Genomic DNA, 15,268 nt, shown 5'->3' on the forward strand with positions numbered 1-15,268 from the left:
TGCTAATGAAAATATTTCCTGAAACTTTTGACGTTTTCATTCTTGGTGCAGGTCCCGCAGGATTGTGTGCCGCGATACGTTTATTGGATCTGGGCTATACTGTTGGATTGCTTGAACAGGAAGAATTTCCCAGAGCACAAATAGGAGAGTCGCTTTCGCCTGGAATTCGAAACATTTTTGAATATTTAAATGCAGGTAATTTATTAGATGATTCCATGTATTTGAATAAGATTTCTGCCAAGGTTATTTGGGAAAATAAAGAGCATATATACGAACGTTCAGGACAAAATAATGGAGGAATAATTGTTGACAGAAGTAAACTTGATCAAGAATTAATAAAGTTCACTGTTTCAAAAGGATTGTATTTAATACAGCCGGGAAAATTAAAAAAAGCCATTAATTCTGGAAATGGATGGAATTTAGAGATAACACACAATTCATCTGAAATTAAAATTAACTCAAAAATAGTTTTAGATGGAAGAGGACGTAAAGGAACACTTTTGAATGAAAGAGTTCCTGTTGCTCCTCCCGCTATTGCAGTCTGGACACATATAGATAACAAGGCAGTATTTAATGAAGCATTTGTTGAAGCTGTAGACGATGGCTGGTTATGGGGATCTCCGGTTTGCGGAAATCGCTATCGCATTATGGCTTTCACGGATACGGTTAAATTCAAAAAAAATAGCGAATTGCATCTTTTGGATTTAATGCATAAAACAAAACTTTTTGCTCCATTGACAAACCAGCTAAAAGATAGTCTCATCGAGACATGTTCGGTAACGTCTTTTGTCAGTCAGACTCCATGGAATAACCAGTTTATAAAAATCGGTGAAGCGGCTTTTACATTAGATCCGCTTTCATCTACTGGAGTTGAAAAAGCAATGCGTTTTTCTTTGCAGGTTGCAATTGCAATAAATACATATCTGAAAGACCAGGATTCGGAGGATCCAAAGAATTTTTATGAAGAAAAATTAATAGAATCGGTTGTAAATCATGCGCATTGGACTGCTGATTATTATCAGAATTCATGGGCTTGCAATGATAAAACTGAATTTTGGATAAAAAGAATCAATTTCCAATTGGATATCTGGAACCATAAAACAGCATTTACAACCAAACTAGAAAAAGAATTTAATGCTGAACAATCAATATTTGAGCATAAACAGACAGCACCAATTCCCGTTGATTATATCTTACAACGACTTTGGAATGAAGAAATAGTAGTTTCTTCAAATATTACATTTAAATCTGTTTACGCTATCGATAATGATTGCGTAGTTATAAAGCAGGCTTTAATTCACCCTAATTTGGAACGGCCTCTAGTTTATTTGGATCAGGTAGAATTATTTCCAATTCTTAAAAGCATAAATGGTAAAGTCATTTCGGATATTGTTGCTTATCTGAATAAATTTATGACAATCGAAAAATCTAAGAAAATAGTGGTTTTTCTTTTTTCAAATCAATTAATTGCTTTTGCTTAGAGTTTACAAACTTTACTTTAAAATTCGGCAGGCACCATTCATCCATAATTTGAGTTTGAATTTTTGATGTTGCCATTTTGATGATTTGTTGCCCCTCACAATTATGAATTATTTTGATATTCATCAAATTAATCACTTTTTTATTTTCTACATAGATCACTACATCGTCTTTTAAATCTTCAATATAAAGAATATTACTAAAATATACTTTAAACATTTTTCGATCAGCTCGTACAAAAAATGTAGTCATCTTGAACGTTTTCAATATTGCAGTTTGTGATAGGTTTGCGCCTTTTCGACTGCTTTCTGGAAACGTTCTAATTTTACAGGTTTGATCAAATAATCGATAGCATCCACTTCATAGCTATCAGAAGCAAATTCATGAAAAGCGGTTGTTAATACCACTAGAGTTTCTTTAGCAATAGTTTTGGCAAATTCAATCCCATTCACCCCAGCATCTGGATATCAGGAAAAATTAAATCTACTTTTTTTATCCTAATGGTTCGTCGTATACTATTATGTAGTTCACTTTTACAACTTATTTTTCCGTTTGAAACGGTTTATGATCAACATCGGGTATTTCATAATAATTTTAGCAACCGATTGTTATTTATGCTTTTTTTAGAATTTATAAGGTATTATTTTTCTGATAAATGAAGTTGTTTTCAAGCTTGTTTGTATTATTTAATAATATTTAACTTATAAAAAATGTAGATTTTTAAGAATTTTATGCTATTTTTTAAAATTATATTTTTTTTATAAAAATAGCTATTTTCCTATATAATGATTAATTTTTGTTTTAAAATTATTTTCAATAATGTTTTATTGTTACTTTTTTGCTTATAAAATTATTTTATATGTTTTTATTTTGTTTAATTATTGGTTATTTTTTAATGAAATTATTAAGCAACCGATTGTTTTATTTGTTGTTTTTATATATTTGCTCGGAATCTGATTACGATAACTACCCTTCGTTTAGACTCTTACTTCATCAAATTTCAATATTAACACATAAAAGAATGCCACTTATGAACCACTTTAAAAATTAGAAACAAACCACATTAACTATTAAACCAAACAAAAAACCACTATGAACTTAAAACTTAAAATTGCACTAATTGGACTGCTGATAATTAGCAGTCACAGTATAATGGCACAATCGAAGACCATTCATGGCGTAATTACAGATCCTTCAGGATTTCCGTTGCCAGGTGCCAGTATTAATGTAGAAGGTACGCAGAATAGCGCATCTACAGATTTTGACGGTAAATACTCTTTAAAAGGGGTAAATCCTACTGATAAAATAACATATTCTTATGTTGGATTAGTTTCACAGACTATTACTGTAGGTGAAAGAAGTTCAATTAATGTAATGCTTGTACAAAACACACAAAATTTAAATGAAGTTGTAGTCGCCTATGGTACGCAAAAGAGAACCAAAATTACAGGAGCAGTTTCAACCGTAAGCTCAAAAGATATTGCTGCAGTACCTATTACCAATGCTGAATCTGCTTTACAAGGACGAGCTGCAGGAGTTACAGTGGTAAATGGAGCGCCAGGTTCAAATCCAACAGTTAGCATTCGTGGATTGGCTACAATGGGAAACAGTGCCCCTTTGTATGTAATTGACGGAGTTTTGACTAGTAATCTTTCTGGTTTAAGTCCTAATGACATTGAGAGTATCTCTGTTTTGAAAGACGCTTCTACAACAGCTTTATATGGTTCTAAAGCTTTTAACGGTGTTGTTATGGTTACCACGAAAAAAGGTAAAAAAGGCCCAGGTCAGTTAAGTTTTAGTACTTATGTTGGCGGACAGGAAGTAACAAAAAGATACAGTGTTTTAAACACACAGCAATACCTTCAATATGCTAAAGATTTAGGAAGCGATTTAACAGCTAGAGCCGCTGAGTTTGGAAATATCAATACTAACTGGCAAGATCAGATTTTTCAAACAGGGGTTATGCAGGATTATAACCTGAGTTTTTCAAATGGTACAGAGACGTCAACAGGACGCTATTCTGCAGAATACATGAAACAGGATGGAGCTATTGTAAATACTGGTTTCGAACGTTATTCTTTTAGAGCTAATAATACACAAGATATTGGAAAGCTGAAAGTAGGAAGTAACATCGGTGTATCTTTTAGTACAATTAATCCGGAGCGTAGTTCGGGAGGAAGAACGTTATTAGAACATGCAATAAAAATGGCTCCGTATTTGCCAATCTATAATGAAAATAGCTTAGGAGGATATCAAGGGCCTAGTGCAATTGATGGGAATGATGCTGAAAACCCAGTGCGTGTGGCTAATTTAGGGTATCAAAAAATTAATAATCTATCTATTATCGGAAATATCTATGCTGAACTAGAAATTTACAAAGGATTGAAATTTAGATCACAAGTTTCTTTAGATTACTTTACAAGTAAAGACCATACTTTTATTCCAAGCTATCAGGATGGTTCTTATCATAAGCAAGCATTTTCTTCAACAAACGAGACAAATTCGCAAGCACAAACCATCGTTTTTGATAATAGTTTAACTTATAAAACAACTATTGCTCAAAAGCACAACCTTGAAGTGTTGGGAGTTATAACTAAAATTGATGGTAAAGGACAAAGTTTAGCTGCTGGAAGCCGTTATTATATTTCAAACGAAATTGATCAGTTAAGATACAATGAGGGAAGTTTGGGATCTTCTAATTATGAAGAAAAAAACTTAGGCTATATTGCGCGTATCAACTATGATTATGACGGAAAATATCTTTTAGCGGTTTCAGGACGTAGAGATGCATCTTCTCGTTTTGGAGCAAATAACCGTTGGGGAAATTTCTATTCTGTTGCACTAGGTTGGAATCTTGCGAAAGAAAATTTTATGCAAAGTTCTATTTTTAGCACTTTAAAACTTAGAGCCAGTACAGGAACAACAGGAAACGATAGAATAGATAATTACCAATATAGTGCTACTTTATTGGCAAATTACAACTATCCAATTGGAGGAGAAAATGCGCCAGGTGTTTCTCTTGGTGTTGCCGCTAATCCAGATTTAAAGTGGGAGTCAAAACTAGACAGAAATATAGGTGTTGATTTTGGTCTATTTGATGATGCCCTAACAGGTTCGTTTGAATATTTCAATAATAAAAGTAGCGACATTCTTTTTGCAGTTCCTCTTGCTGCTTCTGTTGGATCTGCAGGCGGTGGAACTCAGATTCAAAATATTGCAGACGTAAAAGTAAGCGGTTTTGAAGTTTCTATTGGTTACAATGACAGAAAAGGAGATTTTACTTGGTCTGCAGTAGCAAATCTAGGAACTAGCAAAAATGAGGTAGTTGGCTTAGCGCCTGGAGTGACCAGTGTTTTAGGTGGTCCTTCACCAAGAGCAGGTCTTGAAAATTTTTCTAGATTAGAAGTAGGTCAACCGTTATTCTATTTTTATGGATATCAGACTAATGGAATTTATCAAAATCAGGCAGAAGTTGATGCTGTTTTTGGACCAGGTCAAACTACTATTAAACCTGGTGATATTAAAATTTTAGATCGCGATGGCAATAAAGTAATAAATGCAGATGATAAAACAAACATAGGAAATCCGTATCCTGATTTTACTTACGGTTTAAATATAAGCGCAGCATATAAAAATTTTGATTTCAACTGTTTTATCACAGGAGTTGCAGGTAATGATATTTATAATGCAAATACTTTTGACTTAAAAGGAATGAACCGTTTGTTTAATGCCAGCACAGATGTTTTAGACAGAGCAAATGTTGTAAATGGAGTTGTAACAAACCCTTCAGCTACATTGCCAAGAGCTCAAGGCGCAGATATCAACTGGTCTTCTGCAAACCAACGCTATATTGAAGATGGTTCTTTCACAAGATTAAAAAACATCGCAGTAGGATATACATTAACTGGAGATGCTTTTAAGAGTTATTTCTCAAAAGCAAGATTCTACTTAAGTGGACAGAATCTTGTTACAATTACAAAATACTCTGGTTTAGATCCTGAAATTGCACGTGCAGATGCTAATGCAAATTCAGCAGGTATTGATTTAGGAAGATACCCGCAGCCAAAATCGATTATTTTTGGAATTGATGTTACATTTTAATATTTAAAGACGATGAAAAAAATTAAATATATACTTATAGTACTGTCGGGAGTTTTAACTCTAACTTCATGTGACAGCAGTGAATTAGAATTGACTAACCCTAATACTTTATCCCCTGATACTTTCTTTAAAACGGAGACACAGGTTCAGTCTGCTGTAAACGCTTCATATGCAAATCTTCAGACAAGAGGACTCTATGGTAGAAATCTTTTCTTTGCCATGGATCTTATGGGGCATGATGCATTAGGTAATCCACAGTTAGAAGGGAATAAGAAACCTTTTCAGGATTTTTCTTTTAATGCAGGAAATGATATTATTCAGTATTACTGGGAATCTTGTTATATAGGAATTTCCAGAGCAAATTTTGTCCTGAATAACGAGCCTAAAATAAATGCTCTGCCTAATAATATTTTATCTCAGGAAAAAAAGAATAAATATTTAGGAGAAGCTCATTTTTTAAGAGCCTACTATTATTTTTTGCTAGTAAGACGTTTTGGCGATTTGCCAATTTATAAAACAGCTACTATAGTCGGAAATGCAAGAAGTCCTAAAGCGGAGGTTTATGCCTTAATTGAAGAGGATCTTGTATTTGCATCACAAAATCTTTTGTCTAAAGGATCAGAATCATCAGGAAGAGCAAATAAAGAAGCGGCTTATGCGCAACTTGGGAAAGTATTGTTGTACCAAAAGAAATACGACGAAGCCTTAGTTGCTTTTAATAATGTGACAAGCTACAGCCTTGAGGATAAAGGTAATTTTTACAACAACTTCATGGAAGAAACTGAACATGGTAAAGAGTCGATTTTTGAAATAGAGTTTGACGAAAAAAATGGAACAGGAGATCAATGGGGAGCTGTTGGTGATAGTCAAGGAACTGGTTTTGAGGAGTCAACGCTCAGAGGGCAGGAGTATGGAAATCTGAGCTGGTATAATGTTTATCCATCAGATGATCTTCTAGATTCTTATGAGTTAGGCGATAATCGTTTCGGAGATACTTTTTATGTACCAGGTTCTCCTTACTTAAAAGGAGCTAAGGTAATGGTTGCAGCCAATTTTACCACGTCTGCTGGAATTAGGAGAGCGGGCTGGAAAAAATATCAAAACTACTATAATAGAGAAGATGAGGCAACGCGATCAAGTATTAACTTTAAAGTAATGCGTTATGCTGATGTATTGCTTATGAAAGCCGAATGTGAAAACCAAAGAGATGGCGGTTCGCAAACAGCAGCAATAGCATACATTAAAGAAGTTCGTGACAGAGCAAACTTGACAACTACCATTGCACCAACAAAAGAAGCAGTTTTTGCTGCAATTGTTCACGAACGCCAAGTAGAATTTGCCGGGGAACAATCTCGTTTTGATGATCTTATAAGATGGGGAATAGCAGGGACTGTATTGCAAGGTACAGGCTTTACTGCTGGCAAAAGCGATTTATGGCCCATACCAAACAGAGAAACATCTTCTAATCCTAAAATAAAGCCTAGTGATAATAATCCTGGTTATTAAGGCTAAATTTCGGTTAGTTTAAGTTAGGTTAATTTAAGTTAGTTTTTTGTAAACAGCGCATTTTTGCGCTGTTTATTATTTATAGCAATACACAGCAGAAAAAACAGAATTCATTGAAGTTTTAATGGCATAATTATATTTTCTAGGATACGGGCTGAAAATATATTCATCTTTCCGCCAATCATACAATACATATCGTTACTACTGTCATATATTTTCAATTGTACCATAAAAAGGTCTTTAAAGTTAAATATTATAACCTTTAAGAATATTTTACTCCTTTACTGTCTTGGAATTATACAAGTAAATCAATCAAATTTGCAATCGTTATAAAAACGCTTCTGTTTAAGATGTTGATAGGCTTTTGGGGGGAAGTTTATGATTCTTTTACTTAATCTTCTAAGATTAAATTGAATCAAATATCGGTAATCTAAAAACCGTTAGTATAATAAAAATTAACGGTTTTAACAGATATAGAAATTCAATTACTGGCTTGCATGCCAGTGATTGAAACTATAGATAATTTACTGATGCTTAGCTCGTCCTCTGAAATCATGTTTTTATCACTTGTCTCCCTTGGTGATGTTTAGTATAATTTACGCTACTAATTTTAGCAAAAATCTAAGCAATCGGTTAAGATTATTTTAGAGTGACAATCATCAAATTTATTTGCTACTAGTACTTATTTAAATTCTATGATATGAAAAAAAAATACTCATTAATTTTTATACTTTTAATTTCTTTTGTGTTATTAAGTTCTCTAAATGCCCATGCCATTTTTGTCAGGCCTTTATTTCAAAACAGTAATCACTCAATATTGTATCGCAAATATATTCCTGAAGCCGAAAGACACCGAGTATGGCTTAATCTGACTAATAATCAGGGGCTTTTTAAGCAACTTTTAATTGGCTATATGGAAGGAGCAACTAATGGATATGATTATAATTATGATGCTGTATCCTTGGATGCCAATAGATATGCAGATTTTTACAGCATTAATGAAGGAAAGAAACTGGTGATTCAAGCACGCGGCCTTCCCTTTCTTCTTACCGATACAGTTCCTCTTGGTTACAGGTCTGAAATTGTCGGAGATTTAAGTATTTCAATTGATCACGCAGATGGTGATTTAGCTGATCAGGATATTTATTTAGAAGATAAAAAGACAGGTATCATACATAATTTAAAAAAAAGCAATTATACATTTTCAACAGAAAAAGGGGCTTTCTTAGATCGTTTTATAATTCGCTATAATCCAAAGATAAATTTAGGAAACGCTCAATTTGATAATAATCCTGAAAATCTAATAGTTGTTTCAAAAAATAAAGTTATCCTATTAAAATCTTACAGTAGCGCTGTGGAGCAAGTTTCAATTTATGATACAGCAGGGAGGCTTATTTACCATATTCCGGAGATAAATGCATTTGATTTAGAAATTGATGACATCAAATCCGGAAGTCAAGTATTACTAATCAAGGTATTTTTTGAGGATGGTAGTAAGACATCAAAAAAAATAATATTTTAATTTCGCATCATAATTATATCTATACAGCGGCAGTTTTTTAAATTCTGCCGCTTTTTTTAATATTTTTAAAGGAAAATAGCAGGTATAAAACGACAATAAATCAAGGTGTAAGGTTTTGATAATTAATGTTTTAGTTGTTTTTTTTGCATTTTATTTTGAAATATTGGTAGTGTTTCGCCAAAGTTCCACTGTTATATTTCTTTTGCTTCTAATACTTGTCTGTGGTCTTTATTTCATCTTTCCAGTGATGATCTTTTGGAAACGGCTTTCCACTCCAAGCATTTTTACTGGTCCAATCCTTTGGAGCATCTGTCCAAAACGGATGTGAAGATGGTAACCCAAGTGGCATGAAAGAAAGAGAGGTCATGTACAAGCTTCCATTATTAGTGTACCAATCGGCAATATTGCGCTGGCTTCCTACAAACCCAATTGTGAGAAATCCTTTTGCATTAAAATTATCCTGACCACTGTTAAACATTCTTTTCATAACTGCTGTTAGAGCAGATCTTACTTGACCATTAGAAAGCCCTTCGGGTAGTTGCTGATATTGCGCCATAAGCGAAAGCGGTTGCATAGCGGCCATACGATAGGGAATTGATCTGCCGAAAACTGGAAAAGTACCTTCAGGAGATATAAAGCGTTCTAGTATAAGAGCATATTTTTGCGCGCGCTTAAGTTCACGATCATAATATTTATCGTAATCAATGCGCGTACCTGTAGCACCTGCATCTTTCATTGCTTGGCAGGTTTCAAGATACATGGGATGGAAAACATAACTGCTGTAATAATCAAATGAAAAAGAAGGCCCGTCAGAGTACCATCCATCCCCAACATACCACTCTTCAATTTTACGTATGGCAGAATTAATGCGATATTGATCGTATTCTGCACCAGCCTTTGCCAAAAAAGATTCGATAGTTGAAGAAAAGAGCAACCAATTGGTATATGGAGGATCAATACGTCTTAATTGCTGAAATTCTGCTATATAACGTTTTTTGGTTTCTTCATTTAAGGGGAGCCAAAGAGTTTCATATCCGCGGAGAAAACTTTCAGCAATATAGGCGGCATCAACAAGTGCTTGCCCGTGACCTCGCCATAAAAGATAATCTTTACTCTGTGGGTCAACGGCGTTGGCGTAACTTTTTAAAGCCCATTCACGTAATTGCCTGCGCATTTTTCCCTCCTTTGAATCATCGTCTGGAAGTGTAAGCCATGGTGCTATTCCTGCCATTAATCGTCCAAAAGCCTCCATGTAAATCACTCTGTTATCTCTACCATCATATGAAGCGCTGACCTCTACTAACATATTTTCACGCAATTTGCCTTCTGCCATATTGCTTAAAACTGGAGCAGCAATTTTATAGGCAAGTTCTGTCCAGTAGATTCTGTCTTTATTACTTTCTTGATTAGCTTCAAGATATCTTACATACTCACAAGCAGCCAAAAGAAAAGCTCCTACACCAAAGTTTGAAGAAGAATCGGCATTTACAACTTGTCCTGGTATTGCTTTTTCTCCTATTGGCTGGACATATCCTATTTTGCCATCTTTTTGCAAAGCAGTATTTTTGAGATAATTCCAAGATTTATTAATTACAGGAACAAATTCTTTTCTGTCCAAGTAATTGTTATTAATTCCCCAAAGAATGGCATACGTAAAAAATGCTGTTCCGCTGGTTTCTGGGCCTGGAGCATGTTCAGGATCCTTCATGCTTCTTGTCCAATATCCTTCTGGTTGTTGTATTTTGGCTACAGCTGAAGCCATTTTTTTAAACTTTTGTACAAAAAAATCTCGATGTTTATAATCGGCAGGCAGATCTTTCAGTACTTTGGCAAGTCCCGCCAAAACCCATCCATCGCCGCGGGACCAAAAATCTTTTTTATTGTTTAAACTTTTATGATTTGGATAGACATATTTTGCGTCGCGATAATACAGATTCTCTTCGGTATCAAACATAATACTATCTGAGTAGGAAAGATATTCGTACAGCTTGTCCAAGTACTGTCTGTTATTGGTTATTTTGTACATTTTGGTCATTACTGGCATTACCATATAAAGTCCATCACTCCACCACCAATAATCATTTTGAGCAGTAGACATTTGATATTCCATTACTTCCTTGGCTCTTGCAATTTTATGGGGTTCAGGCATTAGATTGTAAAGATCTGCATAAGTCTGAAAGCAGATTTGGTAATCACCAAAAAGAACATATTCATCCGTTTCTCCATAAGAATATTTCCATTGTTTGCTGTCTTTATTTTTTGCGCCTATCCATTGGTTATGGTTGGCCCAAGTTTCAGAATATTCACGGTATTTTTCATTTCCTGTAAGAAGATAGGCTTCGATATTTCCGGTATGATAGGCGGCATTATCCCAAAAAGAATTCGTCTGAGCAGTATTTCTTGTCTGCCAATAGGTATTAACTTTATCGATAATTTTCCTTACCTGTTCGGGTTTTTCGGATTGTGCGAAAGTGCTACTGAAAAATAAAATAAAGAATATTTGAAATATGAATTTAAATAAACGAGAGGTTAGAGTCATGGTTTTGTTTTTGGTGGTGGTATAGAAAGTTATTAAAGTAAGAGACAAAAAGAGTGTAAGTTAGTAAAATATCACAACATATAGTCAAAAAGACATTAAGTTATCTTTGTTATGTGTAACACCTTGTATATTAGAGTAAAATGATGTTTGGAATGCGAATTAAAAATTGTTTGTATCTTTGTGAAAAACCTTCGCCTGCTGGTATTAAGTAATGCAATTTTATACATGCGTTCTTTCCTTTCCTCAATATTCGGCATTTTTCTACTAAAGAATTTATAGGTTAGTTTAATCAATTCTGTATGATCAAAAAAAATATAAAACACACGTTTAGCACAGGAGTTACAATACCAAGTTTAATTTTTATAATTGGAGTTTGCGTGCTTTCCGCTGCTTTTCCTCAATTAACTGAAAATTTGCTAGATTCTGTTAAAGGCTTCATTTTTGTTAATCTTAATTGGATTTATGTTTGGTCGGTTACAATCTTCGTTATTTTTCTGATTTACTTGATGTTCAGTAAATACGGTAAGATTAGATTGGGAAAAAATGATAGCAAACCTGAGTATTCTTTTTTTTCATGGATTTCAATGCTTTTTGCTGCAGGGATGGGGATTGGACTGATGTATTTTAGTGTTGCAGAACCTATACAACATTATTCAAATGAAATTTTTCAAGGTGGGCATCATATAAATCGTGCAAAAAATGCACAGCTTTATACTTTTTTTCATTGGGGTATACATGCATGGGCAATTTACGGAATCGTTGGTTTGTCACTTTCTTATTTTTCTTATCGATATAGACTTCCTTTATCACTCAGAAGCTGTTTATATCCTTTATTAAAAAATAAAATTAACGGTAAGTGGGGAAATGCTATTGATGTTTTTGCACTTTGTAGTACCTTTTTTGGAATCACCACAACATTGGGATTTGGCGTTGTACAAATTAATTCAGGTCTTAAAATACTCCATTTAATCCCAGAAACTAGTTTTGGTTATCAGATTGCAATTGTATGTGTTTTGGTTACAATTTCTATTCTTTCTGCTGTCAGCGGAGTCGACAAAGGAGTTCGTATTCTGAGCAATATTAATATCCTTACGGCGATAGCATTAATGCTTTTCGTTTTATTCTTAGGACCTACAGTTTATATAATTGGAAGTTTTACAGAAGGTCTAGGAAACTACTTTAATAACTTTTTTAATTTGACATTCAGTACCCACGTTTACGAAGAAGAAACTCTTCCGTGGTTTTATAAATGGACGATATTGTATTGGGCTTGGTGGATTTCATGGTCACCTTACGTCGGACTTTTTATTGCTAAAATTTCGAAAGGACGTACAATTCGCGAATTTATTGCAGCAGTTCTTATCCTGCCGACAATCTTTAATTTTATATGGATGTCTGTTTTTGGCAGCAGTGCAATATGGTTTGATAAAAATAGTGTAGGAGGTGCTTTGAGCGCGCTTGCAGGAAATCCTGATATTTTAATGTTTCGTTTTTTGGATAATCTTCCATTATCAGGTTTTGTATCTGTGATGGTTATCATAATTATTATCATTTTCTTCGTCACTTCTGCCGATTCAGGAATTTATGTAATGAATGGCATAGCGACAAGAAACGCAAAGAATTCTCCAAAATGGCAAACTGTAGCATGGGGAGTGCTTTTGGCTGCATTAGCGCTATTGGTTTTAAATGCGGGCGGATTAAATGCTCTGCAAAGTATGACTTTGATTACGGCGCTTCCTTTTTCAATAATTATTCTTCTCTTTATTGTAAGTCTGGTAAAAGCTCTGGTAATTGATATGGATTATTATGATCGTGAATTTTCTGCCTCTACAGTGCCGTGGTCAGGTGAATTTTGGAAAGAAAGGTTGCGAAGAATTGTTTCTTTTAATGATAAAACTTCTGTCGATCATTTTATTGATAATACAGTAAAATCTGCTTTTGAAGATCTTAAAGAAGAGTTTGGAGCAAACGGTATTGAAGTTAAAGTCAATTATTTAGAAAATCCTAAAAGGATAGAAATCGAAATCCAATATGATGTTGTAAATAATTTTATATATGGAGTTAAAACGCAGTCAAGGTCAGTTTCAGATTATTTATTAACCGAGGAGAATCTTCCGGATTATGAAAATAAAAATACCTTTTATCCAGAATCTTATTTTGGAGATGCCCGTGAAGGCTATGATGTGAGATTGTTTACTAAAAACGAACTTATAAGTGATGTGCTAAAACATTACGAAAGATTCATCGAAATTATTTCGGAGCATAAAAATGCAATATTTATCAGCAGTGATGCAAATCAGAAGATAAAGTAAGTAAGCTTTTTATTTATTTATAAGCAACTTTAAAAAGTGTAATAATTTTGTGCCTATTTGTATTCTATGACTTCAAATAGCAAATCATATCTTTCTCCTAATTTTTTCTTTAATCGTTGTTTACTTTTTTTGATGGCATCAATTGTAACGCCCAATAAATTAGACATTTCGTAGTTATTAAAATCTAATTTTTGAAGCATTATTATCTTAAGATTAGATTCTTTCAATTCTGGAAAATTTTCCACTACATAGTTGTAAAACTCACCGTGCTGTTTGATAAACTCTCTTTTGAAGGCATTCCAATTTTCATCTGTCATCAAATGAGAGTTTAATATTTCGTCTAGCTTTGCTTTTTCTTCTTCAGATTGTACCGAAACAGAGTTTCTAATTTCTTCAAGTTCAGTTTCTAAAATAGATATTTGCTTGTTTTTATTTTTAAGATATTCGGCGTAAGTACTTATGTTAGAACTGGCATCATTGAGTTTTTGTTCAAAAAACAATCTGTCATTTTCCAGCTTTATTTTCTTTGTTTTTAATTTTTTATTTAAAGAACGATAAAGAATTAAACTTAATGAAATGGTTAAAACTAAAATCAGCATATAGACCTTTTTTGTTTTTTCGCCTTCTTCTAATTGCTGTCGAATTTTATTAGTATCATTTTCGTATTTCTTTTTCTGAATAAGCCAATGAGATTTCTGCAATACGGTATTGCCGTTTGTGTTAAGAAGATATTCCTCAATTTGTTTCAGCTGACGTCTTAACAAGAGTTCTTTTTCAGGATCTTTTCCGTTTAAAATACTGATTTTTAATTCAATTACTTCTTTTAATGAACTTCTATAATAGGATTTTGAACTTGCAATTTGTCCCGCTTTTTGTAAAATTTTTTCGGCTTCTGTTGTATTATTTAGCTTTAAAAGAATTTTTGCCAATAATATTGAAGCATACATTTCATTCTTATCAATTTTAAATTTCTGAGAATAAAAAATATCCTTTTTTAAAAGACTTATGGCTTCTTTTAAATTTCCTTTTTTCTCGTAAACAATTGCTTTATCGCCTAATATTTTTGCATATCTAATGCTGTCGCCAGCTGTTAATGCTATGGTTTCTGATTTATTAAAATAACGCATTGCATTCGACAAATCATTAGTTCTTAAATAACAATTCCCGATAGCATTTAAAACGCCTGCAGTTTCAGAAGATTTTTTGTCCATATACTGCATTGATTTTTTATAATAGCCAATGGCAGAGTCATCTTCTACAGTTGACATTATCCAACCAAAGAATTTAAAGGTTTCTTCGGGTAAAATCATTTCTGAAGGATCAATCTGATTGCTTTCTTCCATTGTTTTGAGCGCAATCGGAATCAGTTTATCAATCTGACAATAGAAATATAAATACTTAGCGTAATTCAATTGAACCCAAATAGCAAAACTTTTATCATTTAGTTTTTTGGATTCCTCAATTGACTTTAAATAATAAAACTCACTTCGGTTATTTATCTTATCGAAATAAGCAGAATAGCCGTTTGCCAGTAAGGCATCATATAAGATTTGTGATTTTTTATTCGAAGATTTTTTTAAAAAAAAGAGACGTTTTTTTAGTTCTACAGTATCTTTTTCAAATTTATTTTCTCTCGTAATTATAGCTTCAATACTGCTTACCGAATCATCAAAAGATGCTTCTTGGGAGTACGATTGTTTAAAAAAAACAAAGGCAGTTAACACAAAAAATAATCTAATTTTTTTTGTAGAGAAAATCATTTTGGAAGATGGGCTTTTAGAAAGTGCTAAACTAAAGAATTAAAATGTT

Annotated in this window: 9 protein-coding genes; 5 read left to right on the forward strand and 4 right to left on the reverse strand. The window is 33.3% G+C overall.

The features are described from left to right. Nucleotides 1-5: 5 nt before the first annotated feature. Nucleotides 6-1,481 carry an NAD(P)/FAD-dependent oxidoreductase gene (locus ACE01P_RS13860; RefSeq protein ID WP_379698797.1) on the forward strand — a complete coding sequence of 492 codons (1,476 nt, stop codon included), beginning with the start codon at nt 6-8 and terminating at the stop codon, nt 1,479-1,481. Here ACE01P_RS13860 and ACE01P_RS13865 read toward each other — a convergent pair. After that, nucleotides 1,429-1,731 (reverse strand): hypothetical protein, encoded by a 303-nt coding sequence (locus tag ACE01P_RS13865; protein WP_379698799.1) that lies wholly within the window; start codon nt 1,729-1,731, stop codon nt 1,429-1,431. The genes ACE01P_RS13860 and ACE01P_RS13865 overlap by 53 nt on opposite strands. 11 nt (nt 1,732-1,742) lie before the next feature. Further along, the gene (locus ACE01P_RS13870; protein ID WP_379698801.1) at nt 1,743-1,886 is read right to left on the reverse strand and encodes a hypothetical protein; all 144 of its coding nucleotides are present in this window, start codon (nt 1,884-1,886) and stop codon (nt 1,743-1,745) included. A gap of 685 nt (nt 1,887-2,571) precedes the next feature. Between ACE01P_RS13870 and ACE01P_RS13875 the strand changes: the two genes are divergently transcribed. From ACE01P_RS13875 to ACE01P_RS13885, 3 genes are all read left to right on the forward strand, one after another. Continuing rightward, nucleotides 2,572-5,580 (forward strand): SusC/RagA family TonB-linked outer membrane protein, encoded by a 3,009-nt coding sequence (locus ACE01P_RS13875; protein ID WP_379698803.1) that lies wholly within the window; start codon nt 2,572-2,574, stop codon nt 5,578-5,580. Nucleotides 5,581-5,592: 12 nt separating this feature from the next. Further along, complete coding sequence (locus tag ACE01P_RS13880; RefSeq protein ID WP_379698805.1) at nt 5,593-7,086, forward strand: RagB/SusD family nutrient uptake outer membrane protein; 1,494 nt, start codon at nt 5,593-5,595, stop codon at nt 7,084-7,086. Nucleotides 7,087-7,786: 700 nt separating this feature from the next. Further along, the gene (locus ACE01P_RS13885; protein WP_379698807.1) at nt 7,787-8,608 is read left to right on the forward strand and encodes a T9SS sorting signal type C domain-containing protein; all 822 of its coding nucleotides are present in this window, start codon (nt 7,787-7,789) and stop codon (nt 8,606-8,608) included. Nucleotides 8,609-8,816: 208 nt separating this feature from the next. On the opposite strand, the gene ACE01P_RS13890 is transcribed toward ACE01P_RS13885, so the two are convergent. Further along, nucleotides 8,817-11,147, reverse strand: coding sequence for a DUF2264 domain-containing protein (locus ACE01P_RS13890; protein ID WP_379698809.1), 2,331 nt, complete (start codon nt 11,145-11,147; stop codon nt 8,817-8,819). A gap of 299 nt (nt 11,148-11,446) precedes the next feature. Here ACE01P_RS13890 and ACE01P_RS13895 point away from each other — a divergent pair, with 299 nt between their 5' ends. Further along, nucleotides 11,447-13,459 carry a BCCT family transporter gene (locus tag ACE01P_RS13895; protein ID WP_379698810.1) on the forward strand — a complete coding sequence of 671 codons (2,013 nt, stop codon included), beginning with the start codon at nt 11,447-11,449 and terminating at the stop codon, nt 13,457-13,459. Between the two features lie 53 nt (nt 13,460-13,512). Here the strand turns inward: ACE01P_RS13895 and ACE01P_RS13900 are convergent, their stop codons facing one another. Continuing rightward, complete coding sequence (locus ACE01P_RS13900) at nt 13,513-15,219, reverse strand: tetratricopeptide repeat protein (protein ID WP_379698812.1); 1,707 nt, start codon at nt 15,217-15,219, stop codon at nt 13,513-13,515. Between the last annotated feature and the right edge of the window lie 49 nt (nt 15,220-15,268).

It is taken from the genome of Flavobacterium sp. HJSW_4, assembly GCF_042436695.1.
Classification (GTDB): Bacteria; Bacteroidota; Bacteroidia; order Flavobacteriales; family Flavobacteriaceae; genus Flavobacterium.

Excerpts from the sequence above, each read along its gene's own strand:
- ACE01P_RS13860 (WP_379698797.1), top strand. The coding sequence starts at position 6 with ATGAAAATATTTCCTGAAACTTTTGACGTTTTCATTCTTGGTGCAGGT.
- ACE01P_RS13865 (WP_379698799.1), bottom strand. The coding sequence starts at position 1,731 with ATGACTACATTTTTTGTACGAGCTGATCGAAAAATGTTTAAAGTATAT.
- ACE01P_RS13875 (WP_379698803.1), top strand. The coding sequence starts at position 2,572 with ATGAACTTAAAACTTAAAATTGCACTAATTGGACTGCTGATAATTAGC.
- ACE01P_RS13880 (WP_379698805.1), top strand. The coding sequence starts at position 5,593 with ATGAAAAAAATTAAATATATACTTATAGTACTGTCGGGAGTTTTAACT.
- ACE01P_RS13885 (WP_379698807.1), top strand. The coding sequence starts at position 7,787 with ATGAAAAAAAAATACTCATTAATTTTTATACTTTTAATTTCTTTTGTG.
- ACE01P_RS13890 (WP_379698809.1), bottom strand. The coding sequence starts at position 11,147 with ATGACTCTAACCTCTCGTTTATTTAAATTCATATTTCAAATATTCTTT.
- ACE01P_RS13895 (WP_379698810.1), top strand. The coding sequence starts at position 11,447 with ATGATCAAAAAAAATATAAAACACACGTTTAGCACAGGAGTTACAATA.
- ACE01P_RS13900 (WP_379698812.1), bottom strand. The coding sequence starts at position 15,219 with ATGATTTTCTCTACAAAAAAAATTAGATTATTTTTTGTGTTAACTGCC.